The 26,990-nt window shown below is 57.6% G+C and carries 20 protein-coding genes and 8 pseudogenes; 16 read left to right on the top strand and 12 right to left on the bottom strand.

Annotated features, from left to right (window positions below; genetic code table 11):
- Nucleotides 1-6 precede the first annotated feature (6 nt).
- Together JZI28_RS07230 and JZI28_RS07225 are read right to left on the bottom strand one after the other, a co-directional pair.
- Nucleotides 7-750: an SOS response-associated peptidase gene (locus tag JZI28_RS07230; protein WP_375699699.1), complete on the bottom strand. Its 744-nt coding sequence runs from the start codon at nucleotides 748-750 to the stop codon at nucleotides 7-9.
- A gap of 157 nt (nucleotides 751-907) precedes the next feature.
- Nucleotides 908-2,485, bottom strand: coding sequence for a bifunctional metallophosphatase/5'-nucleotidase (locus JZI28_RS07225; RefSeq protein WP_375700084.1), 1,578 nt, complete (start codon nucleotides 2,483-2,485; stop codon nucleotides 908-910).
- A 228-nt stretch (nucleotides 2,486-2,713) separates the two neighbouring features.
- Between JZI28_RS07225 and JZI28_RS07220 the strand changes: the two are divergent.
- The 4 genes and pseudogenes from JZI28_RS07220 to arsC form a co-directional block, all read left to right on the top strand.
- Nucleotides 2,714-3,046 (top strand): annotated as a pseudogene (locus tag JZI28_RS07220) (DUF952 domain-containing protein); the annotation flags it as partial.
- Entirely contained in the window at nucleotides 3,044-3,493 is a 450-nt protein-coding gene (locus JZI28_RS07215; RefSeq protein WP_375700083.1) for a DUF1330 domain-containing protein, read from the top strand. The pseudogene JZI28_RS07220 and the gene JZI28_RS07215, both read left to right, overlap by 3 nt.
- Nucleotides 3,490-4,548 carry a quinone-dependent dihydroorotate dehydrogenase gene (locus JZI28_RS07210; RefSeq protein WP_375699698.1) on the top strand — a complete coding sequence of 353 codons (1,059 nt, stop codon included), beginning with the start codon at nucleotides 3,490-3,492 and terminating at the stop codon, nucleotides 4,546-4,548. The genes JZI28_RS07215 and JZI28_RS07210 overlap by 4 nt, the downstream gene beginning before the upstream one ends.
- Nucleotides 4,545-4,886, top strand: a complete 342-nt coding sequence (gene arsC / locus JZI28_RS07205) for an arsenate reductase (glutaredoxin) (protein WP_348153603.1) — start codon at nucleotides 4,545-4,547, stop codon at nucleotides 4,884-4,886. The genes JZI28_RS07210 and arsC overlap by 4 nt, the downstream gene beginning before the upstream one ends.
- A gap of 1 nt (nucleotide 4,887) precedes the next feature.
- Here the strand turns inward: arsC and JZI28_RS07200 are convergent, their stop codons facing one another.
- From JZI28_RS07200 to JZI28_RS07190, 3 genes are all read right to left on the bottom strand, one after another.
- Nucleotides 4,888-6,207, bottom strand: a complete 1,320-nt coding sequence (locus JZI28_RS07200) for an MATE family efflux transporter (protein WP_375699697.1) — start codon at nucleotides 6,205-6,207, stop codon at nucleotides 4,888-4,890.
- A gap of 67 nt (nucleotides 6,208-6,274) precedes the next feature.
- Complete coding sequence (locus tag JZI28_RS07195) at nucleotides 6,275-6,790, bottom strand: PaaI family thioesterase (protein ID WP_295447201.1); 516 nt, start codon at nucleotides 6,788-6,790, stop codon at nucleotides 6,275-6,277.
- Nucleotides 6,787-7,209 (bottom strand): PaaI family thioesterase, encoded by a 423-nt coding sequence (locus JZI28_RS07190; RefSeq protein ID WP_375699696.1) that lies wholly within the window; start codon nucleotides 7,207-7,209, stop codon nucleotides 6,787-6,789. The genes JZI28_RS07195 and JZI28_RS07190 overlap by 4 nt, the downstream gene beginning before the upstream one ends.
- A 128-nt stretch (nucleotides 7,210-7,337) precedes the next feature.
- Here JZI28_RS07190 and JZI28_RS07185 point away from each other — a divergent pair, with 128 nt between their 5' ends.
- From JZI28_RS07185 to JZI28_RS07145, 9 genes are all read left to right on the top strand, one after another.
- A complete protein-coding gene (locus tag JZI28_RS07185) occupies nucleotides 7,338-7,706 on the top strand; it encodes a MerR family DNA-binding transcriptional regulator (RefSeq protein WP_295447205.1) in 369 nt (122 codons plus the stop codon).
- A gap of 430 nt (nucleotides 7,707-8,136) precedes the next feature.
- A complete protein-coding gene (locus JZI28_RS07180; RefSeq protein WP_295447207.1) occupies nucleotides 8,137-8,541 on the top strand; it encodes a MerR family DNA-binding transcriptional regulator in 405 nt (134 codons plus the stop codon).
- Between the two features lie 79 nt (nucleotides 8,542-8,620).
- Nucleotides 8,621-10,402 (top strand): acyl-CoA dehydrogenase C-terminal domain-containing protein, encoded by a 1,782-nt coding sequence (locus JZI28_RS07175; protein ID WP_375699695.1) that lies wholly within the window; start codon nucleotides 8,621-8,623, stop codon nucleotides 10,400-10,402.
- 90 nt (nucleotides 10,403-10,492) lie between these two features.
- A complete protein-coding gene (locus JZI28_RS07170) occupies nucleotides 10,493-10,705 on the top strand; it encodes a hypothetical protein (RefSeq protein ID WP_375699694.1) in 213 nt (70 codons plus the stop codon).
- Between the two features lie 42 nt (nucleotides 10,706-10,747).
- Nucleotides 10,748-11,899: an acyl-CoA dehydrogenase family protein gene (locus tag JZI28_RS07165; protein ID WP_375699693.1), complete on the top strand. Its 1,152-nt coding sequence runs from the start codon at nucleotides 10,748-10,750 to the stop codon at nucleotides 11,897-11,899.
- A gap of 280 nt (nucleotides 11,900-12,179) precedes the next feature.
- The gene (locus JZI28_RS07160; protein ID WP_375699692.1) at nucleotides 12,180-12,812 is read left to right on the top strand and encodes a glutathione S-transferase family protein; all 633 of its coding nucleotides are present in this window, start codon (nucleotides 12,180-12,182) and stop codon (nucleotides 12,810-12,812) included.
- Nucleotides 12,813-12,822: 10 nt separating this feature from the next.
- Entirely contained in the window at nucleotides 12,823-14,034 is a 1,212-nt protein-coding gene (locus tag JZI28_RS07155) for an acetyl-CoA C-acetyltransferase (RefSeq protein WP_295447218.1), read from the top strand.
- Complete coding sequence (locus tag JZI28_RS07150; RefSeq protein WP_349388003.1) at nucleotides 14,034-14,519, top strand: cupin domain-containing protein; 486 nt, start codon at nucleotides 14,034-14,036, stop codon at nucleotides 14,517-14,519. The genes JZI28_RS07155 and JZI28_RS07150 overlap by 1 nt, the downstream gene beginning before the upstream one ends.
- Nucleotides 14,516-16,720 (top strand): 3-hydroxyacyl-CoA dehydrogenase NAD-binding domain-containing protein, encoded by a 2,205-nt coding sequence (locus tag JZI28_RS07145; RefSeq protein ID WP_375699691.1) that lies wholly within the window; start codon nucleotides 14,516-14,518, stop codon nucleotides 16,718-16,720. The genes JZI28_RS07150 and JZI28_RS07145 overlap by 4 nt, the downstream gene beginning before the upstream one ends.
- Nucleotides 16,721-16,809: 89 nt before the next feature.
- Here JZI28_RS07145 and JZI28_RS07140 read toward each other — a convergent pair.
- A pseudogene (locus JZI28_RS07140) lies at nucleotides 16,810-17,175 on the bottom strand (integrase core domain-containing protein); the annotation flags it as partial.
- 137 nt (nucleotides 17,176-17,312) lie between these two features.
- Here JZI28_RS07140 and JZI28_RS07135 point away from each other — a divergent pair.
- Nucleotides 17,313-17,627: pseudogene (locus JZI28_RS07135) on the top strand (transposase); the annotation flags it as partial.
- A gap of 31 nt (nucleotides 17,628-17,658) precedes the next feature.
- Here JZI28_RS07135 and JZI28_RS07130 read toward each other — a convergent pair.
- Nucleotides 17,659-18,971, bottom strand: a pseudogene (locus tag JZI28_RS07130) (IS256 family transposase); the annotation flags it as partial.
- Nucleotides 18,972-19,023: 52 nt separating this feature from the next.
- Here JZI28_RS07130 and JZI28_RS07125 point away from each other — a divergent pair.
- Nucleotides 19,024-19,977: pseudogene (locus tag JZI28_RS07125) on the top strand (IS110 family transposase); the annotation flags it as partial.
- Between the two features lie 234 nt (nucleotides 19,978-20,211).
- On the opposite strand, the pseudogene JZI28_RS07120 reads toward JZI28_RS07125, so the two are convergent.
- Nucleotides 20,212-20,817: pseudogene (locus JZI28_RS07120) on the bottom strand (IS481 family transposase); the annotation flags it as partial.
- Between the two features lie 752 nt (nucleotides 20,818-21,569).
- Nucleotides 21,570-21,842: pseudogene (locus tag JZI28_RS07115) on the bottom strand (transposase); the annotation flags it as partial.
- A 137-nt stretch (nucleotides 21,843-21,979) separates the two neighbouring features.
- Between JZI28_RS07115 and JZI28_RS07110 the strand changes: the two are divergent.
- Nucleotides 21,980-23,236, top strand: a complete 1,257-nt coding sequence (locus JZI28_RS07110; protein ID WP_375698368.1) for an IS110 family transposase — start codon at nucleotides 21,980-21,982, stop codon at nucleotides 23,234-23,236.
- A gap of 234 nt (nucleotides 23,237-23,470) precedes the next feature.
- On the opposite strand, the pseudogene JZI28_RS07105 reads toward JZI28_RS07110, so the two are convergent.
- The 3 genes and pseudogenes from JZI28_RS07105 to JZI28_RS07095 all read right to left on the bottom strand — a co-directional run.
- A pseudogene (locus JZI28_RS07105) lies at nucleotides 23,471-24,285 on the bottom strand (IS3 family transposase); the annotation flags it as partial.
- Nucleotides 24,286-24,906: 621 nt separating this feature from the next.
- The gene (locus tag JZI28_RS07100; protein ID WP_375699690.1) at nucleotides 24,907-25,749 is read right to left on the bottom strand and encodes a sulfotransferase; all 843 of its coding nucleotides are present in this window, start codon (nucleotides 25,747-25,749) and stop codon (nucleotides 24,907-24,909) included.
- Nucleotides 25,749-26,645 (bottom strand): hypothetical protein, encoded by an 897-nt coding sequence (locus tag JZI28_RS07095; RefSeq protein WP_375699689.1) that lies wholly within the window; start codon nucleotides 26,643-26,645, stop codon nucleotides 25,749-25,751. The genes JZI28_RS07100 and JZI28_RS07095 overlap by 1 nt, the downstream gene beginning before the upstream one ends.
- Nucleotides 26,646-26,990: the final 345 nt, after the last annotated feature.

Here is a 26,990-nt window from a genome sequence, read left to right as displayed (position 1 = left end):
AAGGGTTCAGATCAGACGCGGCTCGGTTTCGTGGGCCAATTGTCCCGGCAAGTCAGCATCCTGAGGCTGGGCAGGCTCCTGTTCTGCGTCCTCATAAAACGGCTCGATCAGCTCAGGCCCTGCCGCGCGATTGCTGTTCACCTGCGGCGCAACCCGGTGCATGCGCAGCTGGCCTTCGGGCCCGGGCTGCATCAGCGCCGCCGCGCCCTTGCCTGCCTCCCCCAGCCACAGGGGCCAGTGCTGCGGTTCCAGCACCAAGGGCATCCGGTGGTGGATCGCAGAAATCGTCTGGTTGGCTGCGGTGGTCACAATGGCGCAGGTTTTCTGCGGGTCCTGCTGGCCCCAGCTTTGCCAGATGCCGGCAAAGGCCAGCGGTGTCTGGTCCGAAGCCTGAATATACCAGGGCAGACGTTTGCCGTCGCCATCCTTGACCCATTCATAAAACCCGGTTGCCGGGATCAGGCAGCGGCGCGTCCGGCAGGCCTCGGCAAAGGCGGGCTTTTGCGCCAGTGTTTCGGCGCGAGCATTGATCAACAGTGGCCCGGCGAGTTCACTTTGGTACCACTGCGGCAAGAACCCCCAGCGCATCGCAACCAGCTGGCGCCCGTCGCCCTCCGCCTGGATCACATGCACCGGATTGGTGGGGCAGATATTGTAATTGGGCAGCGCGGGCAGATCATTGGCCGGGCTGGCCGCAAACAGCCGCGCCATGGCGTCATTTGGCAGGGTCAGGGCAAAGCGTCCACACATGCAGGCAGTCTAGCGGTTTTGGCGCGCAACCGCCAGCCAGATGGCTTGGGGTGCCGCCGCCTAAGACCCAGTTGCGGGGAGCAAGTACCGCAAGAAAAAGCCCCACCACTGCGGGCGGGGCCTAAAGGTTTCAGTCACCTGTTTCGCGCGCGAAACACTATTTCCGCGCGATCCGCCCATCGGTATAGGCCTGATAGGGCCCCTGCGCCGCCAGGTATTCCGCCAGAACATCCGCCAGATCTGGACCATAATCATAGGCGTTTTTGTCGTCGCCGGCGAAGATCTTGTAGCCGTCACCGCCATTGCGCACGTAGTTGTTGGTCACAACCAGATAGGTCTTGGCCGGATCAATCGGCGCAAAGCCGTCAGCCCCCTGCACCAGAACCTGTTGCACCCGGCCTTCGTTGGCGGCCACGGTGCCATCCCAGGTGAATTTCAGACCCGCCACCTGTGGGAAACGCCCCTTGACCTCTTCCACCTGGCTCACGCCGTTTTCCAGCGCCGCAACCAGGCCTTCGCCAGAGATTTCAAAGGTGGACAGGGTGTTCTGGAACGGCAGCACCGTCAACACCTCGCCCATGGTGACCGCACCGGGTTCAAGACTGGCGCGAATGCCGCCGGAATTAGCGATGGCAATGCTCACCCCCTGGTCCTTGACCCGCGCCAACATGGCATCGGCGATCAGATTGCCCATCTCACATTCCTGAATACGGCAGACCGTGCGATCGCCCTCGACAGCGCTTGCGGCCTCGGCCACCACCTTGTTGCGGATCTCATCCAGCGGCTGCGCCAGCTCCGCGATACGCGCAACCGTGTCGCTGTCCTCTGCCACAGAACCATCCATGATCAGCGGCTCACCAGCAGCCATGGTCACAGTGCCCGCATCGTCAAAAGTGACATTCAGCTCACCGAGGAATTTGCCATAGGCATAGGCCTGCACGATGGCAACATCATTGATTATGGTGGGGTATGGACCAGCCGCCTTGTCCGAAACATTCGACAGGTAGGTGTTGGAATGCCCCCCCACGATCACATCCACGCCAGTGGTTTCTGCCGCCACCCGTTTGTCGACCTTGTAGCCCGAATGGCTCAGCACCACGATCTTGTTAACGCCCATCTCGGTCAGCCGGTCCACCTCGCCCTGCACGGCGGCCACCGGATCAGAAAAGGAGATGTTTTTGCCGGGGCTGGCCAGATCATGGGTGTCCTCGGGGGTAAGGCCAATAAGGCCAATCCGTTCGCCGCCGCGCTCAATCACCGTGGATTTTTGCAGCACCTCCGCCAGATGCGGCTCCCCCGAGACATCGGCATTGGACATCAGCACCGGAAAGCCCACCGCATCCATGAACCCACGCAGCACCTCGGGGCCATCGTCAAATTCGTGGTTGCCAACGGTCATGCCATCATAGCCGAGCTTGTTCATCATCTCAGCCGCGACTTTGCCCTTGTAGTAAGTATAAAACAGCGAGCCCTGAAACTGATCGCCACCATCCACCAGAATGGAGTTTTCGGCCCGCGCCCGCGCCTCGGCCAGCGCTGTCACCAAACGGGCGGAGCCGCCAAAGCATTTGCCCTCGGCATTGTCGCCATCACGGCAGCCGCTGTCATATTTGCTGATCGGTTCAAACCGCGCGTGGAAATCATTGGTGTGCAGGATCGTCAGCTTGAAATCAGCCGCCGCCATGCCAGCCGTCAGCCCCAATGCCGCGACCGAGGTCAGGAAACGCGTAAACATCATAATCACTCCCATTTTGTCTTTTCTTTGCCCGCAATGGTGCGACCAAAGCGGATGCCAGTCAAAGGGGAAAAACAACTCTGCCGGGTTTCCATAGGGAAACCGCAGTCGCTGGTGCGCAATTTTTGCAAAACGCCACGCGCCCTGTGCCTGCCGAGGCTGGGAATGGCGATCACCTTGCGCTGCTTCGGGCTTGATTCCAACGCGGCAACGGGGCATCAGACCCATATGCTGATCTATAAAATCTTTCGCGCCGACGAATGGTCGGCCCTCCAGGCCCAAGGCGACACCCTTGGCGCCCCCATCGACCTGAGCGACGGGTTCATTCATTTCTCCACCGCCGCGCAGGCCGCCGAGACCGCAGCCAAGCATTTTGCCAATGTCGACGGCTTGTGGCTATTGGCGCTGGAAAGTGACGCCCTGGGCGAGGCGCTAAAATGGGAGGTCTCCCGCGGGGGGGACGAGTTCCCGCACCTCTATCGCAAGATGCTGCTGTCAGAGGTGCTTTGGGCCAAGCCGCTGCCGCTGGTCCAGGGCGTGCATCAATTCCCCGAGGAGATGACCAGAGGAGAGGGTATCAGCGCCTATGTCGATCCAACCCCCGCGCAGTTTGCAGCCTTCAAAGCGCTGGAGCGCGGCCACCCCATCGAGATGCTCAATCTGGTGCGTTTCAAGGCCGAAGCCAGCTACCCCGAAGGTCATCCATTGGCCAATGCGGGGCTGAGCGGGGCTGAGGCCTACAAAAACTACGGCGCAGAATCCGGTCCGATCTTTGCCGGGCTGGGAGGCAAAATTGTCTGGCGCGGTGGCTTTGAAACCACCTTGATCGGCCCTGCGGATGAGGCCTGGGACGCGGTTTTTGTCGCCCGCTATCCGGATGCCCATGCCTTTTTGGCGATGGTCACCAATCCTGACTATCAAAAAGCCGTGGTGCACCGGCAGGCGGCTGTTGCCACCTCGCGGCTGATCCGCACCAAACCCGGCGACAGCGGAGCGACGTTTGGATGAAACTGACCGAAAAACTGGCGCTGAAAGCCCTGCACCAAGTAGATCCAGAGCTGGCCCATGGTCTATCGATCAAGGCGCTCACCGCCGGATTGACCCCGGCCCCCGGCCCGGTGACCTCGCCGCGCCTGACATGCGAGATTGCCGGCATCGCCCTGCCCAATCCGGTAGGTCTGGCAGCTGGCTTTGACAAAAATGCCGAGGCCCTGGCGCCCCTGTCGCAGGCCGGGTTTGGCTTTATCGAGGTGGGTGCCGCCACCCCACGCCCGCAGCCCGGCAACCCCAAGCCGCGCCTGTTTCGCCTGACCGAAGACCGCGCCGCGATCAACCGCTTTGGCTTTAACAATGAGGGCATGGAGGTGATTGCCTCACGTCTGGCCAAACGCCCGCAACAGGCCGTGATCGGGTTGAACCTGGGCGCCAATAAGGACAGCGAAGATCGCGCCGCAGATTTTGCCCGGGTGCTGGCCCATTGTGGCGCGCATCTGGATTTTGCCACCGTCAATGTGTCGTCTCCAAATACCGAAAAACTGCGCGATCTTCAGGGCAAAGCGGCGCTGTCGGCGCTGCTGCACGGTGTCATTGAAACCCGTGACAGCCTGGAGCGCCGGGTGCCGGTTTTCCTGAAAATCGCCCCGGATCTGGATCGTGCCGGGATCGAAGATATTGCCGCAGTTGCGGTTGAAACAGGTATCGATGGGGTGATTGCCACCAATACCACACTGTCGCGCGAGGGGTTGCAAAGTGGCAACCGCGATCAGGCTGGCGGGCTGTCCGGCGCGCCCCTGTTTGAGAAATCCACCCGGGTTCTGGCACAACTGTCTGAGCTGCTGGATGGCAAGCTGCCGCTGATTGGCGTCGGCGGCGTTTCCGATGCCCAGCAGGCCTATGCCAAGATCTGCGCCGGGGCCTCGGCGGTGCAGCTTTATACTGCCATGGTCTATGGCGGCCTGTCGTTGGGCGCTGAAATTGCCCAGGGACTGGACCGGTTGCTCGCCCGCGATGGGTTCGCTTCGGTTGCGGCTGCTGTGGGCTCCAAACGCGGAGACTGGCTATGATCACCTATTGGCACAATCCACGCTGCTCAAAATCCCGCGCCGGGCTGGCGCTGTTTGAGGAAAACGGCATCGCGCCCGAGGTGCGGCTTTATCTGCAAGATGGCCCGACGTTGGAAGAGCTGCAGGCGGTGCAGGCTGCCTTGGGCCTACCGGCCCTCAAAATGATGCGCACAGGCGAAAAACTCTTTAAGGAGTTGGGCCTGCACAAGGACAGCCCCGAGGCCGAGCTGCTGGCCGCCATGGGGACCCATCCCATCCTGATTGAGCGCCCGATTGCGATAAAAGCTGACAAAGCCGTAATTGGCCGCCCGACCGAAGCGCTTGAGGCGCTGATCTGATCTAGGCTGCGACCCCGGCTTCCAGTCGGGGGTAGCGCAGCCCCAGGGTCACGGCGCGGGCCAGATTAAGCACAACCAGCGCCGCCCAAAGCCCGTGATTGCCAAAAAGCGGCACCAGGGCAAACAGCACCAGCACATAGATCGCCACCGACTGCACCATGGCGCGGCGCATATCGCCGGTCCAGGTGGCACCGATATAGATGCCATCATACATATAGCTGGCCACCGAGATGATCGGCAGCAGCGCCGCCCAGATCAGATAGCTGCGCGCCTCGACCCTGACCTCTGGCGCCTTTGCCATCAGGTCAATCAGATAGGGCCCACCCAGGGCAAAACCCACTGCCAACAGCACCGCGCAGCCCATCCCCCATTGCGAAGATATCCAGGCCGCCCGGCGCAGGTTGCCCCGGTGTTTTGCACCGATTGCGCCCCCTACCAGGGCCTCGGCGGAAAAGGCAAAGCCATCCAGCGCAAAGGCCGTGATCTCAACAAATTGCAGCAACACCTGATTGGCCGCCAGGGTGACATCCCCAAATTTGGCGCCAATAAACAGAAAGGTGGTAAACGACCCGGTCAGCAGCACCGAGCGCACCATTATATCGCCATTCACCTGCGCCATGCGGCGGATACGGGCCGGGTCAAACACCCGGGGCCAGTCGCACCACTGCCTGCCCGTAAAGGCGGCGCGGCACAGCCAAAGCCCCAGCAACACCCCGGTCCATTCCGCAATCAAGGTGGCAATGGCAACGCCTTCAACGCCCCAGCCCAGCCCCAGCACAAACCACAGATCCAGAATGATATTGAGCCCATTCATCCAGATCTGCAGCACAAAAACGCCGCGGGTGTTTTCAACCGCGATCAACCAGCCGGTCACCGCATACAGCGCGATGGTGGCAGGGGCACCCCAGATGCGGATCTGCAAATAGTCGCGGGCCAGCCCCTCGACCTCGGGGCTGGTGGGCGCCAAAACAAAGGCGCCCCAGAACAGCAGCTTTTGCAACAGGATAAAGCTCACCCCTGCGGCTGCGGCCAACAGCACGCCCCGCATCAACAGCGCCCCCGTTTCGGCCACCTCCCCAGCGCCGCGCGCCTGCGCCACCAAGCCGGTGGTGCCCATGCGCAGGAAGCCAAAGATGAAATAGAGCGTCGCCAGAATCACTGCGCCGATGCCCACGGCCCCAATCGGCGCGGCGGTGCCCATCTGCCCCACCACGCCGGTATCCACCGCGCCCAAAATTGGCACTGTCGCATTGGACAGCACAATGGGCACGGCAATCTTGAGCACCCTTGAATGGGTGATGTCAGCCTGCGAGTTGGCCATGGGCGGCGTCTCTTTCTGTTTCACCACTGGCCGCCGTTAACACCTAGGGACCAGTGGTCAGTCTTGCTCAGCTTTTGCCGTCATCCTGCGGCATCAGGAAATGGCCCGTGCCCTGGGCAAAGAGCTTATCCTTGTGATCCTGCCAGGCCTCGACGTGGACCGAAGCATAGCGCCGCCCGGCGCGGCTGATGGTGGCGCGGGCATAGGCATCGCGCGGCAGGCCCGAGCGCAGGTAATCAACGGTAAAGTCGATGGTCTTGGGTTGGCGCGGCACATGGCCCTTGGCCATGTCCTCAGGATCCAGCGCGCCGCTCTCAATACGCTCCCACAGATGCGACCAGTTGAGCGAGATCATCGCGGTGATCTCCAGAAAGGCCGCTGTGACCCCACCATGGATGGCGGGCAGAAAGGGATTGCCGATATGTTTTTCGTTGAAATTCAGCTGCGCGGTCAGCTCATCGCCGCGGCGATCAAAGGTAACATTCAGAAACTGAATATAGGGCACCGAATCGAGGAGTGCATTCAAAGCCGCATCGCGGCGCTGTTTCACCACCTGGACATGTTCTGGACGGGGACGGCTCAAAATCCATTCTCCACTGTAAAGGCACCAGAGGCTGTGGCCACTGGCCGGTCGGTATCATCGTCAACCGCCACCGCCCGCACAAAGGCTACGTTGCGGGTGATGTGGTGACAGGTGGCGCGGGTGGAGATGGTCTGGCCGGGGGTGGCCGCACGCATGTAATCGATGCGCAGATCAATTGTCGCGGTCCCACCAGGGGCGTCAGGGTGGCACATCACCGCCGCACCACAACAGGTATCCATCATGGCGGAAACCGCGCCCCCCGCCACCACACCGCTTTGCGGATCCCCGACGAGCTTTGTATCGTAAGGCATGGAAATACGGGCAACTCCATCGCCGATATCTTCCAGCACCAACCCCAGTTCCTTGGCATGGGGAATAGCCTGAATAAACTGGCGGGCGAGTTGGGTCTTGTCTGCCATCTGGCTGTTTCCTGTCTTGACTAGAACCTATTTGTGGCCCCGCCCGAAACAAAGAGCAAGCCCACACGTCGCTGGGTGGTTGCACTGGTCAATTCAAGTGCATAGGTTGCGCGCAAGGGAGATGATGGATGACCGAAGAAAGATTGTCATTCAAGGAAATGTGCGCAGCGTTCGACGTTACGCCGCGAACCTTGCGTTACTATGAGTATATTGAGCTGCTGAAGCCAGACCGCGAAGGCCGGTCCCGGTTTTACGGCGCCCGCGAGCGGGCCCGCATGAAACTGATTCTGCGCGGCCGCAGATTTGGGTTTCAGCTGGAAGAAATCCGGCAATGGCTTTTGATTTACGAAAATGAGGGCAACAAAGCCCAGATGCAGACCTTCATCGAAATGGCCGATCGTCAGATAGGAGAGCTGCAACAGCAGCGCGAACAGCTGGACGAGGCCCTGGATGAATTGGGCAGCCTGCGCGCAACCACACAGAGCCTTTTGAAGTAGGCTGCACAGACTCTGAAGACATTTATGGCCCATCCTGCCGAAGCGGGGTGGGCCTAATCATTTCTACCCTTTTGGTCTTTTGGCCTGGAGGCTTGGCGGTCTGGGCCCCTCTATCTGCGCCAGCCAGGGTTAGCGACGAATGCGCGACAGTAAGGTCCCAAAAGGCGCTTCGGCCCCAAAGGGCAGAGAGCGCGGCCCGCAACTCTCCGCCGCCTTTGATCACCACACTGCACACATTGAACGCGACCGGTTGACCACAACCCGGCGCCAAAACCAGTGACAGCTACGTCATCTGAAAAAGTGACGTCGCGTTCAGCTTACGTCAACGTCAAGATAGTGTTGTAAAACACCTCAGACCGTCCCAGCTTGGATGTGCAACCTGACCGCTGCTGATCCGCTGCTGATCCATGGCCGACAAAGAGTGACGACGATGACAGAAGAAGAGACAAAATCGATCCGTGAGATGTGTGATGCCTTTGGCGTCACCCCACGCACCCTGCGCTTTTACGAGGCAAAGGAGCTGTTGTTTCCCCAGCGCGATGGTCAGAAACGACTGTTCACCAAACGCGATGGAGCCCGGCTCAAACTGATCCTGCGCGGCAAACGCTTTGGCTTTAGCCTGGAAGAGATCCGCCAGCTTCTGGATCTCTATCACATCGGCGACCAGCAGGTGACCCAATTGTCGCGCACCTATGAAATCGCCTGCGACCGGCTGGACGACATGGTGCGTCAACGCGACGAGCTGAACGAGGCCATCGAAGAGCTTCAGGACCAGCTGAAATGGGGCGAGAAAGTCATCGCTTCAATGAAACTAGAACAAAAGGCCGCTGAATAGCGCCCTGCCCGCTTTATCCTCTGCCGAAATGGGCACAGGACCACCCTAGAACAGATGTCTCAGACCAACGAGGACCCCGATGCCAGTCTATACCGCCCCCACCAAAGACACCCAGTTCATCCTGCATGACATGTTGAAAGTATCCGAGGCCGCCACCCCCGGCTATGAGGATCTGGAGCGCGACTTTACCGCCGCCATTCTGGAAGAGGCCGGCAAGATCAGCTCTGAGGTTCTGCATCCTTTGAACACCGTTGGCGATCAGGAAGGCTGCAAACTGGAAAACGGCCTGGTCTCGACCCCAACCGGGTTCAAGGCCGCGTTTGAGCAAGTCAAAGAAGGCGGCTGGACTGGGCTGGACATGCCCGAGCAATACGGCGGTCAGAACATGCCCTATGTGCTGGGCACCGCAGTCGGCGAGATGTTCTCCTCTGCCAACCAGGCCTTTGTAATGTACCAGGGTCTGACCCATGGCGCCGCAGCCGCGATCCTGGCCCATGGCACCGACCAGCAAAAAGACACCTACCTGCCCAAGATGGTGTCCTGTGAATGGACCGGCACCATGAACCTGACCGAACCGCACTGCGGCACCGATCTCGGGCTCATGCGCACCAAGGCAGAACCACAGGACGACGGCAGCTATAAGGTTTCCGGCCAGAAGATCTTTATCTCGGCGGGCGACCACGACATGGCTGACAATATCATCCACCTGGTGCTGGCCAAGATCCCCGGCGGCCCCGAAGGCATCAAGGGTGTGTCGCTGTTTATTGTGCCCAAATATGTGGTCAAAGAAGATGGCACAGCAGGGGCGCGCAATGGCGTGTCCGTCGGCAATATCGAGAAAAAGATGGGCATCCACGGCAACTCCACCTGTGTGATGAACTACGACGAAGCCACCGGCTACCTGCTGGGCGATACCCACAAGGGTATGCGCGCCATGTTCACCATGATGAACGAAGCCCGCATTGGCGTTGGCATGCAGGGTGTGTCTCAGGCCGAAGCCGCCTATCAAAATGCGGTGGAATACGCCAAGGACCGCCTGCAGGGCCGCGATGTCACCGGCGCTAAAAACCCCGATGGCCCCGCCGACCCGCTGATCGTACACCCGGATATCCGTCGCTCGCTGATGGACCAGAAAAGCTTTGTTGAAGGCGGCCGTGCCTTCCTGCTTTGGGGCGCCAACATGATCGACCAGGCCCACCGTGACGGCAACAAAGATGCCGATGGTCTGGTCTCGCTGTTGACCCCGGTAATCAAGGGCTTCCTCACCGATGAGGGCTACGACATGACCGTCAAGGCGCAACAGGTCTTTGGCGGCCACGGCTACATCGAAGAACATGGCATGAGCCAGTACACCCGTGACGCCCGCATTGCGCAGATCTATGAAGGTGCCAACGGGGTTCAGGCGCTGGATCTGGTGGGCCGCAAGCTGGCAGTGGATGGCGGCAAGCACCTGATGGGCTTCTTTGAGCTGGTCAAAACCTTCTGCAAAGACAACGCAGAGCTGAGTGAAGACTACGCCAAGAGCTACATCGCCCCGCTCAAATCCGCCTCCAAAGACCTGCAGGCCGCCTCGATGTATTTCATGCAAAACGGCATGAAAAACCCCAACAACGCCCTGTCCGGGTCTTATGATTTCATGCATATGTTCGGTCATGTCTGCCTGGGCCTGATGTGGGCGCAGATGGGCAAAGCCGCCATCGAAGCCCTTGACGCAGGGGCCTCTGACGCGGCGTTCTATGAGACAAAAATCGCCACTGGCCGGTACTATATGGCACGGAGGCTGCCCGCCACCAAACTGCATCTGGCCCGCATTGAAACCGGCGCCGATACAGTGATGGCACTGGATGCGGCAAGCTTCTGATCCATAAACACCACCGGGCCTCCCCTGCACAGCGTCAGGGGGCGCTCGATCCGGTCCGGGGCTTTGACCAACGTGCTGTAAGGAGCCTCCATGCCTAAACGTTTCCGCCTCACCCGCCGCTTTCCCGTCGCCATGACGGAGGATGGCTATCGCAGGCTGAAACGCTTTGCCGCCGAGGCCGGACTGGACGAAGGCGAAGCCCTGTCATTTCTGTTCGAAAATTTCGACAGCGTGACAGATCAAGAAAACCTTGGACACCGGCTGCGACTGTTCAACAGCGCGCTGGAAAACCGTAAAAGATAAGGCCCGGCGCACGGCGCGCCAAGACGGGCCAATGGGAGCAACATGACCACTGAGACGCGTTCCGCCTGGATGACTGACGAACACCAGATGCTTGCTGATATGACAGCACAGTTCATTACCAATGAATGGATGCCCAAATACGAGACATGGCGCAAACAGGGTATGATGGACCGCGAGACCTGGAACCAGGCCGGCGATCTGGGCCTGCTCTGCCCCTCCATCCCCGAAGAATACGGCGGCGTCGGCGGTGACTTTGGCCATGAAGCCGCCATCCTGATCGAAGGCAGCCGGGCCAACCTTGCCAGCTGGGGTCATGGCATCCATTCCGGCATCGTGGCGCATTACATCCTGCAATACGGCACCGAAGAGCAAAAAAAACGCTGGCTGCCTAAAATGATCAGCGGCGAGCTGGTCGGGGCCCTGGCGATGACAGAACCCTCCACCGGGTCCGATGTACAGCGGATCAAGACCAAGGCAATCCGCGATGGCAATGCCTACCGGCTATCGGGTCAAAAAACCTTCATCACCAATGGGCAACATGCCAATCTCATCCTGGTGGCGGCCAAAACCGACCCCAGCCTCGGGTCCAAGGGTGTGTCGCTGGTGGCGCTGGAAACCGATGGCGCCGAAGGATTCGCCCGCGGACGCAACCTGGAAAAGGTCGGGATGCACGCGGCGGATACATCCGAGCTGTTCTTTGACAATGTCGAGATCCCACCGGAAAACATCCTGGGCCAGGAAGAGGGCAAGGGCTTTTATCAGATGATGCAGCAGCTGCCGCAGGAACGTCTGATCATCGCCTGCGGCGCAGTTGGCGCTATGGAGGGCGCAGTTGCGCGCACCATCGCCTATTGCAAGGAACGCGAAGCTTTTGGCGGCCCGCTGACCCAATTCCAGAACACCCGTTTCAAACTGGTGGAATGCCTGACCAAAACCAAAGTCGCCCGGGCCTTTCTTGATGAATGCATGGTAGAACACCTGCAAGGCAAGCTGACGGTCGAAAAGGCCGCAATGGCCAAATATTGGATCACAGACACCCAGGGCGAAGTCCTGGACGACTGCCTGCAGATGCACGGCGGCTATGGGTTCATGCAGGAATATGCGGTCGCAGAAATGTGGACTGACGCCCGGGTGCAACGCATCTACGGTGGCACCAACGAAATCATGAAGGAACTGATTGGCAGGTCACTGTGACACAACACAGGTTTCCCCCAACAGGATCTGATGGATGCCTCCGGCGGAGGTATTTAAGGCAAGATGAAATCAACGGCGCGTCCCTGCCCCCAAGCCTTCGCCAAATGGGCAGGGACGACTTCACCTTACGCGGTCATCGGCTCCTCAGCCTGTACCGCGCCACAACACTAGCACACCACCAGAGGGAGAGTGTTAATTCTCTTTCATCTTACTCAAAATACCTCACGGGGGTCCGGGGGTGTGAAACCCCCGGCACCACATTGGCGACAAGGAGAACAACGTGACGATTAAACTGCATTGTTTTGGCGAGTCGGGTCATTCCTACAAAGCGGCGCTGGCGCTCGAGTTGTCGGGTTTGGACTGGGAGCCCGTATTTGTTGATTTTTTTGCCGGGCAGCATCGCGGTGAGGACTATCGCAACCTAAATGTCATGGCAGAGGCTCCGGTGCTGATTGACGGTGACATCCGCCTGTCACAGTCCGGAGTTATCCAGCAGTATATCACCGATCAGACCGGAAAGTTTGGCGGCGCGCCCGACGAAAAATATGAGGTTCTGCGCTGGGTCCTCTGGGATAACCACAAGCTTTCCAGCCAGGTTGGAATGACGCGGTTTCTGATGAACTTCCTGCCTGAAGACAAACGCCCCAAAGATGTGATCGGCTTTATGCAGGGGCGCCTGAAAGCTGCTTTTGCCACTTTGGAGAACCAACTCAGGGGGCGCGACTGGCTGGTGGGCAACGGCATGACAAATGCTGATCTCACCTGCTGCGGCTACCTGTTCTATGATGAGCCTTTTGGCTTTGACCGCAAGGACTACCCCAATATCGACGCCTGGCTGACGCGCATCAGTGAAACGCCCGGCTGGAAACATCCCTATGATCTAATGCCCGGCAATCCGTCGGACCGCGCTTGAGGAGACACTCATGACCGAAGCTTATATTTACGATGCCATCCGCACCCCGCGTGGCAAGGGCCGCAAGGACGGCGCCTTGCACGAGGTCACCTCGGTGCGCCTGTCAGCTTTGACGCTAAACGCGCTTAAAGAGCGCAACAATCTGGAAGGCCATGCGGTCGAAGACGTGATCTGGGGCAATGTTACCCAGGTGATGGAACAGGGCGGCTGCCTGGCGCGTTCGGCGGTGCTGGCCTCGGATCTGGACCAGAGCATTCCCGGTCTGGCCATCAACCGGTTTTGTGCCTCCGGAATGGAAGCGGTCAACCTTGCCGCCAACCAGGTAAAGGGCGGAGCAGGCCAGGCCTATATCGCGGGCGGTGTCGAAATGATGGGCCGCGTTGCCATGGGCTCGGATGGCGCTGCCATCGCAGTCGATCCCAGCCTGGCAATGGAGACCTATTTTGTCCCCCAAGGTATTTCGGCCGATATTATCGCGACCGAATATGGGTTCACCCGCGAGCAGGCCGATGCCCTGGCGGTGGAAAGCCAGCGCCGCGCCAAAGCGGCCTGGGATGACAACCGGTTTGCCAAATCAGTGATCACCGTGCGCGACCAGAACGGTATCGCCATTCTGGACCATGACGAATACATGCGCCCCGGCACCGACATGCAGTCGCTGGGCGCGCTGAATGCCTCGTTCCAGATGATGGGCGAGCAGATGCCCGGTTTTGACAAGGTGGCGATGCTGAAATATCCGCATCTGGAGCGGATCAACCACATCCACCACGCGGGCAACTCTTCTGGCATCGTTGATGGCTCTGCTGCCGTGCTGATCGGCAACAAGGAATTTGGCGAGCAATATGGCCTGAAGCCACGGGCGCGCATCAAGGCCACCGCCAAGATTGGCACCGACCCCACCATCATGCTGACCGGCCCGGTGCCTGTGACCCAGAAGATTCTGGCTGACAACGGCATGGTGATTTCCGACCTGGATCTGTTTGAAGTCAATGAGGCTTTTGCTTCCGTTGTGATGCGCTTCCAGCAGGCCTTTGACGTGGATCCGGCCGTGGTCAACCCCAATGGCGGCTCCATCGCCATGGGTCACCCGCTGGGTGCCACCGGCGCGATGATCATTGGCACCCTGCTGGATGAGCTGGAGCGTCAGGATAAGGAAATGGGTCTGGCCACACTCTGCATCGCCTCTGGCATGGGGGCCGCCACCATCATCGAGCGCGTCTGATGCCCAAGCTGGATCTGGCACAAATCCCCTATCAAGGCGGCTCTGGCTACCCAGGAAAGCTGGCTGAGGCGGTCTCTGGCCGTTCCAGCCAGCGCATCGGCGATGCCAGCGGGTTGAGCCAGTTTGGCGTCAACATCGTGCGGCTGGAAGCCGGTGGCCTGTCTTCGCTGCGCCACTATCACATGCAGCAGGATGAATTCCTGGTGATGCTGAGCGGCGCCTGCATCCTGATCGACGATCAGGGCGAGCACGCGATGCAGCCCGGTGATTGCGCCAGTTTTCCAGCCGGTGAGGCCAATGGCCATCACCTGAAAAATAACACCGACGCGCCGGCCACTTTCCTGGTGGTGGGCACGCGGACCCCGACTGAAACCGCTTATTACAGCGATATCGACATGATGGTAGAGATGGACGCCGAGGGCTCCTCCTTTACCCGTAAAGACGGCAGCCCGCTGACGGCTGACCAGATCGGAGACGAGACATGAGTGAGTTTACGCTTTCCAAGGACGCCGACGGCGTCGCAACAATCACCTGGGATGTGCCCGGCAAAACCATGAACGTGATGTCCTTTGACGGGCTCACCCAGCTGGAGGCCTGCATTGACGACGCCCTGGCGGATGACGCGGTCAAAGGAGTGGTGATCACCTCTGGCAAAGAGGGCACATTTGCCGGCGGTATGGACCTGAACCTGCTGGCGGTGATGAAAGAAGAAGCCGGTGACGATCCCGCACGCGGTGTCTTTGAAGGCACCATGAAAATGCACGCCCTGCTGCGCAAGATCGAACTGGCCGGCATGGATCTGAAAACCAAAAAAGGCGGCAAGCCAATTGCAGCCGCCCTGCCCGGCACCGCTGCGGGTATCGGCATGGAGCTGCCGCTGGCAACCCATCGGATCTTTGCCGCAGAGAACCCAAAGGCCAAATACGGCCTGCCGGAAATCATGGTTGGCATCTTCCCCGGTGCCGGCGGCACCACCCGCATGGTGCGCAAGGTTGGCGCCATCGCCGCCGCGCCGCTGCTGCTGGAAGGCAAGATGCTGGACGTGAAAAAGGCCAAGGGCGCGGGCTACGTGGATGAGATCGCTGCGGATCCCGTTGCCGCCGCCAAGGACTGGGTGCTGAACGCCTCTGGTGCCGATCTGGTGAAACCCTGGGATGCCAAGGGCTACAAGATGCCCGGTGGCGCCCCCTATCACCCTGCCGGTTTCATGAACTTTGTTGGCGCCTCTGCCATGGTGCACGGCAAGACCCAGGGCGCGTTTCCAGCCGCCAAGGCGCTGTTGTCAGCCGTCTATGAGGGCGCGCTGGTTGATTTTGACACCGCGCTCAAGATTGAGGCCCGCTGGTTTACTAGCGTTTTGATGAACCCCTCCTCCGGCGCAATGATCCGCTCGCTGTTCATCAACAAGGAAGCGCTGGAAAAAGGCGCAGTCCGTCCCAAGGACATTCCCGATCAGCGCGTCAAAAAACTGGGCGTGCTGGGCGCTGGCATGATGGGTGCCGGCATTGCGCTGGTGTCGGCCCAGGCCGGTATCGAGGTGGTTCTGGTGGACCGCGATCAGCAGGCTGCCGACAAGGGCAAGGCCTATACCGAAAGCTACCTCGACAAGGGTATGAAGCGCGGCAAGGTCACCGCCGAGAAGAAAGAGGCGATGCTGGCCCGCATCACTGCCACCCCTGATCTGGACGCCCTGAAAGGCTGCGATCTGATCATCGAAGCAGTCTTTGAAGACCCAGCCGTCAAAGCCGACATGACCAAAAAGGTCGAGGCGATCATCCCCGATGATTGCATCTTTGCCTCCAACACCTCGACCCTGCCGATCTCTGATCTGGCCAAGGCCTCGGTGCGCCCCGAGCAATTCATCGGCATTCACTTCTTCTCGCCGGTTGAAAAAATGCTGCTGGTGGAAATCATCAAAGGCAAGGAAACAGGCGACCGTGCCGTGGCCAAGGCGCTGGACTATGTGCGCCAGATCAAGAAGACGCCGATCGTCGTCAATGACGCGCGCTTCTTCTATGCCAACCGCTGCATCATTCCCTACGTGAATGAAGGCGCGCGGATGATCACCGAAGGCGTCTCACCGGTGCTGATCGACAATGCCGCGCGCCAGCTTGGCTTCCCGGTTGGTCCCATTCAGCTAACGGATGAGACCTCGATTGATCTGGGCGCCAAGATTGCCCGCGCCACCAAGGCCGCCATGGGCAATGCCTACCCTGACAGCCCGGCTGACGACATGATTTTCTGGATGGAAGATCTGGGCCGTCTGGGCCGCAAATCCAACGCGGGCTTCTTTGACTACGACGAAAAGGGCAAGCGCACCGGCTATTGGAAAGGCATGCAGGACAAATACCCGCTGCTGGAAGACCAGCCTGACCTCATCGAGGTGCAGGAACGTCTGATGTTTGCCCAGGTGCTTGAGGCCGTGCGGGCGCTGGAAGAAGGCGTGCTGGAAGACATCCGCGAAGGCGACGTGGGCGCGGTTCTGGCCTGGGGCTTTGCCCCATGGTCCGGCGGCCCGCTGAGCTGGCTCGACATCATCGGCACGCCCTATGCGGCCGAACGCTGTGACCAGCTGACCGCAGCCTACGGCGAGCGTTTTGCCTGCCCCGACCTGCTGCGTGAGATGGCCGCCAAAGGCCAGACCTTCTACGGCCGCTTCAACCCGGATGCGGCTTCGGCGGCCTAAAGCCTCCCCCCGATCCGACGACACAAACGCCGCCCCCCATGCATTTGGGGGGCGGTATTTTTATGCCCGGAAGATCTCTGAAAGCAACCCTACGGGTCACATCCCGGACGGTAGTATGGCAGTTTGTTGAACAGTTCTGGTTTGAGTTTGTGCCAGTGCTTCATCGCTTGCAAGGGCGTCTTGCTGCCCAAGGCTGATTGCGGAAGCTGTTGGTTGTAGAGCCAAACATAGCGGTGCAGCGTGGTCTCCAGTTCTTCGCCTGATCGGAAGTGGTGGCTTTGCAGCACGTCTTCGATGCGACCGTTGAAGCGCTCGACCATGCCGTTTGTTTGGGGCGATCTTTGCGGCGTCAGACGGTGTTCGATATCCAGTTCGGCGCAGAGCTTGTCGAAATCATGTTTTCCGCTTTGTTCGCGCTTGCGCAGGCCAAAGAGACGGTCGGAGAACTCCTTTCCATAGCACGTCGGGAAGCAGCGCTGATTTTTGAGGTTATGGCCACGCGCGCAGCCCCCAAATAGCGAAGCGTGTGGCCATAACCGGTCTCAGGTCTCAACAGTGGTTTTGCATAACCACACTGCTGAGGAGACCGGCTATGACCGCCACCGATACTAACTCTTCGACCTTGCTGGTCGCCATCGATATTTCTAAGCATCGCCATGAGGTGCTGATCGCCATCCCTGGCAAGAAGCGCCGTCGCCGATTGACGATCCTGAACACGCTTGACGACTTCCAGCGTCTGTCTGCATCCCTTGCCAGCTACGACCTGCCGGTACGGATTGGGTTTGAAGCGACCGGCAACTACCACCGCGCGTTGGCGCACCATCTCGGGCAGGCCGGGTTCGAGCTGAAGTTGGTCTCCTCGGTTGGTCTGGCTCGCACGCGGGAAGCCCTGCACAACAGTTGGGAGAGCTATGCTTGAATTTGGGTGACGCGCGTCATCAGGCGGCGCGGTTTTTGGCGTCATTCTTCACTTCGACGCCGTCGTTGAATTTGATTCCTTCGATGACTTTTGGCAACTGATTTCTGCCTTTGAGGCGCAGCCATGTTTTCGATGCGGACTGGATGAGGGTGAAGACCATCAGTTTTGCGGTCTTTTGCGAGAGTGCGCCTTTGGTGCGCACCGTTCTATGCCGCACCGTTGCGAAGACGCTCTCGATGGGATTCGAGGTGCGCAGATGGCCCCAATGCTCGGCCGGGAAGTCGAAGAATGCCAGCATCGCGTCCTTGTCCTTGATCAGACAGGCCACACCTTTTTCGTATTTCACGCCATATTTGTCTTTGAAAGTATCCAAGGCAAATATTGCGGCAGCACGGGTGTCGGCGTGCTGAATGTTGTCCAGATCCGACTTCACGCCGGGTCCCATTTGCTTGGGAAAATAGTTCAGCACATTTTTCACCTTATGTACCCAGCATCTCTGGTGTTTTGTGCTTGGAAACGCCTTATCCAGCGCGTTCCAGAAGCCCATGGCCCCATCGCCAACCGCGATCTCGGGCGCGACGGACAGTCCGCGCTTCTTGATGTCAGTCAGCAACTCGTGCCAGCTCTGCGTGCTCTCTCGAAGGCCGACCTGAAAGCCGAGCAGTTCCTTCTTACCCTCCGGTGTCGCGCCAATGATCACCAACATACACTCGGCATTTTCTTCCATCCGCGCCTGAAGATAGACACCATCCGCCCAGATGTAGACGTAGTGACGAGCCGATAGATCTCGCTGCGCCCAGCTGTCATAATCTGTCTGCCAACCCGCTGTCAGGCGGGCCAGTACGCTGGGCGACAGGTTGGGTGCATCAGCCCCTAAAATGGCTGACAGCGCCTCCTGGAAATCGCCGGTTGAGATACCTTTCAGGTAAAGCACCGGCAAAAGCGCATCCAGACTGACCGAGCGGCGCGCCCATTTGGGCAATATGTTCGACGTGAAGCGGACTTTTGAGGCTGCATCAGGGGTCGCCTTCCGGTCGCGCACCTTCGGTCGCTGCACATCCAGTGCGCCAATCCCCGTCTGGATCTGACGTTCTGGTCCAAATCCATGCCGCACAATCCGTTGGCGGCCATCCTCCAGTCGGTCATCGGCGAAACTGGCGACAAAAGCATCAGCTTCGGCTTTCAATGCCTCCGCCAGCATGCGCCGCGCCCCTTCCCGCGCAAGCTCGGTCAATGGATCTGTGATCGAATCCGATTGGCGAAATGGCAGAATGTCTGTATCGTTCTTCATGGCGTATTGCTCCTTGTGAGGTTCTGGCTGGCTTTTACACCGCCACAATACGCCGCCCTTCAAATCACGCCATCACCCAAACTCCCGCATAGCTCCAGTTGGGACAAGAATGATCCCAAGGACGCCCAGGTCATCCTTCACATGCTGGAGATCGGCGCGGTGCAATTCTTTCATGATCCGATGGTGGTCGGGACCATCGACATCCAGGAACTCTCGAAGACGCACGAGATCGTCTCCCGATCGAAGACCGAGCTGTGGCACCGCATTCTCACCCACTACCTGCCACTGTATTTTCCCGAGGCCGAACGATTCCACCGAAGCTCGCGGACGGATTGGTTCCTTGCGTTCCTCGAGAAGTACCCATCACCACATATGATCTCCGCCATGGACCGGGACGCCTTCATCTCCGATGCCTGGGATGTCGTCGGCCGGAAGGTTTCCAAAGAACAATTACTTTCAGATATTTACGCCACTGCGGCCGCTTCGGTCGGCTTGCCAGTTCAGGCAGATTCTGACGCGGTGCGCATGTTCCGCCTCGTTCTTGCAGAGGGGCGCGGCCTCGTCCGGCAGCGCGATGCGATTGAGGCACGGGCCGTCGAGTTGTTGTCGGACCTGCCTGATTATCAGCTGCTGACCACCATTCCCGGCATTGGTCCAATCAACGCCATGACAATCCTCGCGGAGGCCGGCGACCTGCGCCGTTTCCGCCATCATCGCCAGTTCCTAAAGTTCTGCGGCATGGACCTCGCCACCGTCCAATCAGGCATGTTTCGCGGTCAGAGCCGTATCTCGAAGTATGGCAATGCTCGGCTTCGGCGGACGCTCTGGATGGCTGGCCAGACCGCTGTTCTCAAGCGGACGAACAGCTTCCGGGACAAGTTCGAACGCTACATCTCCAAGGATCGACACAATGCCCATCTGCGCCGCAAGGCCTACACCGCGATCGCGGCCAAGATGGCGCGCACCGTACACGCTGTGGTCAATCACGGCGAACCCTATCGCCCCTTCTTCGAGGGGGTGAGCCCAGGCGGAAGGACCTCTCTCTGACGAGCCGTGGAGGCAGCTTGCTGACCTCGTAGATAATGTTCGGGCCTTCTGCTTGGGATTTGGGATCTCGTATTGAGGACGGTGAGGGCCGCCAGTGCGCGTACCCTGTGTTTGCTATGGAAGAGATCATTTCTTGACGGCAGAGCCCGTCTGGGCAACATTAACAGGGCATCCGGAACTCCGGATGCCCCATGACCTGCTGACCTAAGCAGCCAGATCTTCCCAACATAGGACGTTGTCTGTGAGTATGGTTCGGATGCGAAGTGGGCAAGCCCGCTCTAGATCACGCAAAAAGCGGCGCGCGTTGGCCGCTGTCTTGCTGCTGTAGATACGGATAAAAACCCAGCGTGTAGCCCGATCAATGGCAACAAACAGATACCGGCGGGAAGTTTGATCAGCCATCTGTGGCGGGTACTTCACGTCGATATGCAGATATCCCGGCTCGTATGCCTTGAAGGCGCTCTGCTTTGGGCGGGCGGCCTTTGGCTTAAGATCGCGCAGGTTGCCGACCCCATGCCGCCGCAGACACCGAGCCAGTCCAGAGCGCGAGACGTCCGGGTTCAGAAACTCCCGCACCACGGCCAGCAGGTCATCCAGCGACACTAGCAGCATCTTGCGCAGCGCAACCACAACGGCCTCCTGAGCAGGCGTCAACGTCGTTTGCAGCCGATGAGCGGTATGGCTACGGTCATGGACACTGTCGCGCTTGCGCCATTTCCAAACTGTCTGTTCGGTTGTGCCAAAACGCTCAGCCAGAACCCATGCAGGCTCGTCGCTCGCCTGGATGGCAGCCCGTATCTTAGGCGTTGTTGTCGCTTGGTTATGAAGATGGATCAGCATTAAGCGCCCTCCCGAATGTCACCGAAAACCGATCTTGCCATGAAAAATGCGGATCGGCGAGAATCTATGTGATCGTCCGGGATGGAACAACTAAGACTATTTATGGGCAAAGTCTGAAATCTGTACAAAATGCTACCTGTGAGACCGGTACAACGACCACTCCCAGCCCGAAGCGGTCACCGACACAGAGTGCCATGCCTTCAATGCTGTAGGTGTGAAATTTTCGGGCCGGTTTCTCGAAAGCGGTCATTGAACCACCTGAGTAGAGGATCGCAAATGCAGCAGAAAGCGCCGACGGAAGTTTTGCGCAGATAGGCTGACAAAGGGTAGAAAGTTCCTGGTTTGCACCGTTCTCTATCCGCCCTAGCTGGCAGACCCGAAAGAACCTGTAATTTTTGGAACCGAGATCCCCTCAAGTTTTACTTTTCAAATAGGTGGATTTCTGCGGGAGTTGAAAGTACCAATACAACCATTAATTGATTTTTCGACAATCCTTGTCCGGAGTAGCGAAAATGAAAATGGAGTGAGCTACCCCCCGAAATTCGGACACTGACGTAAGCTGCTATTTGTTGTCTGCTGATCTTCAACACGAAGGAGATCAGGAATGTCGAAACGGAAGCAACATCATCCAGAATTCAAAGCCAAGGTGGCGTTGGAGGCGTTGAAAGGCGAAGAGACGGTCAGCGATTTGGCCATTCGGTTTGGCGTGCACCGGTAATCCCCCCATTTTTAATTGGGTCCAGCCGTAGAATTCACGCAGCCGTTTTCAGTTTCATGGCGGGTGTCATGCCGCCGATGCCCATGTTGGGTCGCTCGTTGTTGTAAGTCCAGAGCCATTGTGTTGCCTGGTCCTGTGCCTCCTCGATGGTTTCGAAGATGTATTGCCCCAGCCATTCGCCACGAACGGTGCGGTTGTAGCGCTCGATATAGGCATTCTGTTGGGGCTTACCGGGCTGGATATATTCGAGCCGCACATTGCGTTTCTCAGCCCATTCCATGAGCTTCCCGCTGACGTATTCTGGGCCGTAGCACGTCGGGAAGCAGCGCTGATTTTTGAGGTTATGGCCACGCGCGCAGCCCCCAAATAGCGAAGCGTGTGGCCATAACCGGTCTCAGGTCTCAACAGTGGTTTTGCATAACCACACTGCTGAGGAGACCGGCTATGACCGCCACCGATACTAACTCTTCGACCTTGCTGGTCGCCATCGATATTTCTAAGCATCGCCATGAGGTGCTGATCGCCATCCCTGGCAAGAAGCGCCGTCGCCGATTGACGATCCTGAACACGCTTGACGACTTCCAGCGTCTGTCTGCATCCCTTGCCAGCTACGACCTGCCGGTACGGATTGGGTTTGAAGCGACCGGCAACTACCACCGCGCGTTGGCGCACCATCTCGGGCAGGCCGGGTTCGAGCTGAAGTTGGTCTCCTCGGTTGGTCTGGCTCGCACGCGGGAAGCCCTGCACAACAGTTGGGACAAGAATGATCCCAAGGACGCCCAGGTCATCCTTCACATGCTGGAGATCGGCGCGGTGCAATTCTTTCATGATCCGATGGTGGTCGGGACCATCGACATCCAGGAACTCTCGAAGACGCACGAGATCGTCTCCCGATCGAAGACCGAGCTGTGGCACCGCATTCTCACCCACTACCTGCCACTGTATTTTCCCGAGGCCGAACGATTCCACCGAAGCTCGCGGACGGATTGGTTCCTTGCGTTCCTCGAGAAGTACCCATCACCACATATGATCTCCGCCATGGACCGGGACGCCTTCATCTCCGATGCCTGGGATGTCGTCGGCCGGAAGGTTTCCAAAGAACAATTACTTTCAGATATTTACGCCACTGCGGCCGCTTCGGTCGGCTTGCCAGTTCAGGCAGATTCTGACGCGGTGCGCATGTTCCGCCTCGTTCTTGCAGAGGGGCGCGGCCTCGTCCGGCAGCGCGATGCGATTGAGGCACGGGCCGTCGAGTTGTTGTCGGACCTGCCTGATTATCAGCTGCTGACCACCATTCCCGGCATTGGTCCAATCAACGCCATGACAATCCTCGCGGAGGCCGGCGACCTGCGCCGTTTCCGCCATCATCGCCAGTTCCTAAAGTTCTGCGGCATGGACCTCGCCACCGTCCAATCAGGCATGTTTCGCGGTCAGAGCCGTATCTCGAAGTATGGCAATGCTCGGCTTCGGCGGACGCTCTGGATGGCTGGCCAGACCGCTGTTCTCAAGCGGACGAACAGCTTCCGGGACAAGTTCGAACGCTACATCTCCAAGGATCGACACAATGCCCATCTGCGCCGCAAGGCCTACACCGCGATCGCGGCCAAGATGGCGCGCACCGTACACGCTGTGGTCAATCACGGCGAACCCTATCGCCCCTTCTTCGAGGGGGTGAGCCCAGGCGGAAGGACCTCTCTCTGACGAGCCGTGGAGGCAGCTTGCTGACCTCGTAGATAATGTTCGGGCCTTCTGCTTGGGATTTGGGATCTCGTATTGAGGACGGTGAGGGCCGCCAGTGCGCGTACCCTGTGTTTGCTATGGAAGAGATCATTTCTTGACGGCAGAGCCCGTCTGGGCAACATTAACAGGGCATCCGGAACTCCGGATGCCCCATGACCTGCTGACCTAAGCAGCCAGATCTTCCCAACATAGGACGTTGTCCACACGAATAGCTTGGGGCTTTCCGCGCCACTCAATGATCTGGTTCAGCGCACGCACGACACGTTCAGCAGGCAGCGAGAAGTCGACCTCAATAGCCAGTCCTTCGCGATTGAAGTCATCCAAGACGTTTAATGCCCTGATCGACCGGCCATCCGCCAGCTGATCCGCCATGAAGTCCATGGACCAAGTTTCATTTGGTCTTTCAGGCACAGCCAGTGGTTCCGGCTTGTCCCGCTTCAAGCGTTTCTTCGGCTTGATACGCAGGTTCAACGCCAGCTCACAGTAGACCCGGTAGACACGTTTATGGTTCCAGCCATAGCCCTGCACGTTGCGCAGATACAAAAAGCACAGGCCGAAGCCCCAGGTCCGCTTGTTAGCCGTCAAGCGTTCAAGCCAATCTGCGATCTCTTCGTTGTCATCGCTCAGCACAGGGCTGTATCTATAGCAGGTCTCGCTGATCTCGAACGCACGGCAGGCCAGAGCTATGCTGACCCCATATTGCGCAACTGCATTCATGGCCATCTCTCGCCGATGAGACGGCCTTAACGCTTTTTTCCAAGCGCTTCTTTCAGCAGGTCGTTTTGCATGCTCATCTCGGCATACATGCGCTTCAGACGACGGTTCTCTTCCGCCATATCCTTCATCTCGGAAATCAAGGACGCGTCCATGCCGCCAAACTTGGCCCGCCATTTGTAAAAACTCGCGCTGCTCATTCCGTGCTCGCGGCAAAGCTCAGAGACCGGCACACCGCCCTCCGCCTGCTTCAACACTGCCATGATTTGCGCGTCGCTAAATCGTCCATTCTTCATCATAAATCTCCTCAGATATCTTGCCGAGAAAATTCTACTTTGGAACACCACTATTTTTAGGGGGGATTACCGAGGCACTGCTGGAGGATGGGAAATTCCGTGGGACACTCAGACAAACCTCACACTCATTTTGTTTTCCGACCCGATCTGTCAATTACCATTTCGAAAGGGCGTCAACACTCCAAAATGGTCAAGGATGACTGGTGTTCCAAGTTGGGCAATAGCTGCCCCTGTTCAAGCTGGATAGACTTTCTCTACAATGGGGCCCTGATCCACAGTTGTCTGTACGTAGCCGTGGATAGTGGACGATGCTGTCTGCCCAAGCCCATTGCCACACTCGAAGTTTCTAGAAGGCATCATGATGTGTTAAAATTGCTGAACAGCATCGATAATTGCAGCGGATCCATTTTCGATGACTACTTCTTAAGAATCGGTCTAAGAATTATAGACAGCCTATGTGTTCCATCCCGGACGATCACATAGATCCTCGCCGGTCCGCATTTTTCATGGCAAGATCGGTTTTCGGTGACATTCGGGAGGGCGCTTATTGGAGGCATCCAGTGTAACGCTTGTTGATGAGATCGAAGTATCTATTTTCATTAGTCTTGCCTTCCTGTGAAATTATACCGTCGACAAATAAAAATTTTTGCCAAAACGCTCCTGAATGAATTCAGATTGTGGAGCGGACATGGCTTCCAAGTGTCTGAGAACAAAATCTGGAAATTCAAGACGCTGTGTCTGGTGAACTTTACGGTGAGCATTCTTGTACTCTCCAGGCTCCAATCCACAATGCTCTTCTACCATCCGCAAGAAACCCATAGGGTCTCCTGCGATCTGACCAAATGGTAGGTACAGCAACTGATTATCTGAAAAACGACGATCCCATCGCGGGACTATACCCAAATAGTCACCTCTTGTTCGCAACGCTTTAGATTCAAGTAGTTCAAACCACTCGGCTCTTGATGATGGCAAGGATTTCCGTCGAAACGCGTTCATTCTGAGCTGAGATTTAAGACGATCCATAGGATGTCGAATGATGTAGATTATTTTGACGCCGGGAAGAAAGCGCTTGAAGAAGTCCACGCCATCATCTGGAATACAAGAGTACTCAGGCGTGACGTCCAAACACTTTTGTTGAGCTCCTGCCCGCGAAAATACATATTTATACCACGAGCCATTCAAAAAGGGCTTTTCAACCAGTCGATCAAGGTATTCCAGATATGGGTCTTTTGGATCAGTCACTTGGGACCATTGGTAGCGTTCCCGCGCTTGTTTCACCCCCTTCTTCACATGCCATGGCGCCCACTGTCGACATTCTTTGACAAACTTGTGGTCGAAAAAATGCAGCTCCTTGAAGGGAGGTACCCATACATCAGGCCGTATAGACAGTGTCTCGTGCAGCCATGAGGTTCCAGATTTTTGAGCGCCTATACAAACAATATCTGGTTTACGATTAGATACCATTACAGGCCCACCAATAATTCTTTAGCCAAAACAACATTCGTCAGCCCCTGCAGCTTCTGAAAATCAAGTTCAAGTACCTGCCGAGAATAGTCGAGCTGCTCTGGAGTCCAAATCTCCTCGAACGCACTATCAGATTTCCGATTGCGAGCTCCGTACCTTTCGCAGAAAAAAGAAGTTGCTTCGATCCACTTTTCAAGAGTTTTCGGTGGTGTCTCTGCGATGAATCTCCGAAACGCTATACGGCCTTTTCTGTTCATACATGTGGACGGGTAGTCTGCTATACTTGCGAAATAATGAGGCAATGGGTGTCCTGTTATCATGGCAACAATTGCAGCCCATTTAGGCCCTAGATCCTGACTGTCGAAGATAACGATCTTGGCTTCAGGCCAGGCGTCTTGGAGGCGGGAAACAAACGGCAGCCAAGAGAACGCCAGATTGTAGGGGGCTGAAATCAAATTTTTGCGCAACTCAGGCTGACCTTCTAGTTCCCAGTCAATAAACTGCGCTACGCTTTGAAGGCACATAAAAATCGTGACGTTTTGCGATTTTGTTAGATGTCGAAGGGGAAAGACCTTTCTTTCAAGGCTGGGATATGCTTCAGCGTATTCTAGGGAGTACTTTCGACTCCCCAAGAAGGCATCAAAACTGTAGATAATCCGCCGTGTTTGGTCCTGTTCCAGCACAGTATCCACATAGAGTTGGTGAGTATCTCCGCCTGCCAATTGACTTACTGGTAGCTTCAAAAACTCGGCAAGCACTTCTCTATGCATTTTGGCACCGGGATACTCTGAATTGACTTCAGCTAGACGATCTGAGTTACAAGCAAGAAGTCTCTGCAACGGCACGGCCAAAGGCGAATGTGGTCCCAGGTAAAACTTGTATTCGTAAGTATTCACTTCGACTGTCTCTCTTCGAATTGTTTAGAGATGCTTCAAGATTAGGTCCCGAATTCTGTTTCTCACCTTTTCTTTAAGAATGGGCACAGAGTCTTTGCCAGCGATGCGAGTGAACCTTTTGTAAACCGTAGGCCCGTTTTGAAGCCGTTTTATAACTTCATTCAGAACTTTGCCTGCCGTCGGCTCTAACGCGGCAATCCTAACAGATCGAGTGAACATATTCTCTATCAGATCACCTTTTTCTGTCCAGAATGTGATCAGACCATCAAACAGTTCACCGCCAGGAGACATTCTCTTCTTGGGAGGCCATGGCCTCTTCGGATAGAAAAGCCTGAGCTCACTTTC

Origin of the sequence: Pseudophaeobacter sp. TrK17 (genome assembly GCF_042192375.1) — a bacterium.
Taxonomy (GTDB): Bacteria; Pseudomonadota; Alphaproteobacteria; order Rhodobacterales; family Rhodobacteraceae; genus Pseudophaeobacter.
The sequence above is the reverse complement of the archived record's forward strand: the minus strand, read 5'-3'. Positions and strand labels throughout refer to the sequence as shown.

Coding starts and splice junctions, on each gene's coding strand:
- JZI28_RS07175 (WP_375699695.1), top strand. CDS start 8,621: ATGCCAGTCTATACCGCCCCCACCAAAGACACCCAGTTCATCCTGCAT.
- JZI28_RS07150 (WP_349388003.1), top strand. CDS start 14,034: ATGCCCAAGCTGGATCTGGCACAAATCCCCTATCAAGGCGGCTCTGGC.
- JZI28_RS07185 (WP_295447205.1), top strand. CDS start 7,338: ATGACCGAAGAAAGATTGTCATTCAAGGAAATGTGCGCAGCGTTCGAC.
- arsC (WP_348153603.1), top strand. CDS start 4,545: ATGATCACCTATTGGCACAATCCACGCTGCTCAAAATCCCGCGCCGGG.
- JZI28_RS07155 (WP_295447218.1), top strand. CDS start 12,823: ATGACCGAAGCTTATATTTACGATGCCATCCGCACCCCGCGTGGCAAG.
- JZI28_RS07180 (WP_295447207.1), top strand. CDS start 8,137: ATGACAGAAGAAGAGACAAAATCGATCCGTGAGATGTGTGATGCCTTT.
- JZI28_RS07100 (WP_375699690.1), bottom strand. CDS start 25,749: ATGGTATCTAATCGTAAACCAGATATTGTTTGTATAGGCGCTCAAAAA.
- JZI28_RS07145 (WP_375699691.1), top strand. CDS start 14,516: ATGAGTGAGTTTACGCTTTCCAAGGACGCCGACGGCGTCGCAACAATC.
- JZI28_RS07225 (WP_375700084.1), bottom strand. CDS start 2,485: ATGTTTACGCGTTTCCTGACCTCGGTCGCGGCATTGGGGCTGACGGCT.
- JZI28_RS07110 (WP_375698368.1), top strand. CDS start 21,980: ATGACCGCCACCGATACTAACTCTTCGACCTTGCTGGTCGCCATCGAT.
- JZI28_RS07230 (WP_375699699.1), bottom strand. CDS start 750: ATGTGTGGACGCTTTGCCCTGACCCTGCCAAATGACGCCATGGCGCGG.
- JZI28_RS07170 (WP_375699694.1), top strand. CDS start 10,493: ATGCCTAAACGTTTCCGCCTCACCCGCCGCTTTCCCGTCGCCATGACG.
- JZI28_RS07215 (WP_375700083.1), top strand. CDS start 3,044: ATGACCAGAGGAGAGGGTATCAGCGCCTATGTCGATCCAACCCCCGCG.
- JZI28_RS07210 (WP_375699698.1), top strand. CDS start 3,490: ATGAAACTGACCGAAAAACTGGCGCTGAAAGCCCTGCACCAAGTAGAT.
- JZI28_RS07190 (WP_375699696.1), bottom strand. CDS start 7,209: ATGGCAGACAAGACCCAACTCGCCCGCCAGTTTATTCAGGCTATTCCC.
- JZI28_RS07200 (WP_375699697.1), bottom strand. CDS start 6,207: ATGGCCAACTCGCAGGCTGACATCACCCATTCAAGGGTGCTCAAGATT.
- JZI28_RS07165 (WP_375699693.1), top strand. CDS start 10,748: ATGACCACTGAGACGCGTTCCGCCTGGATGACTGACGAACACCAGATG.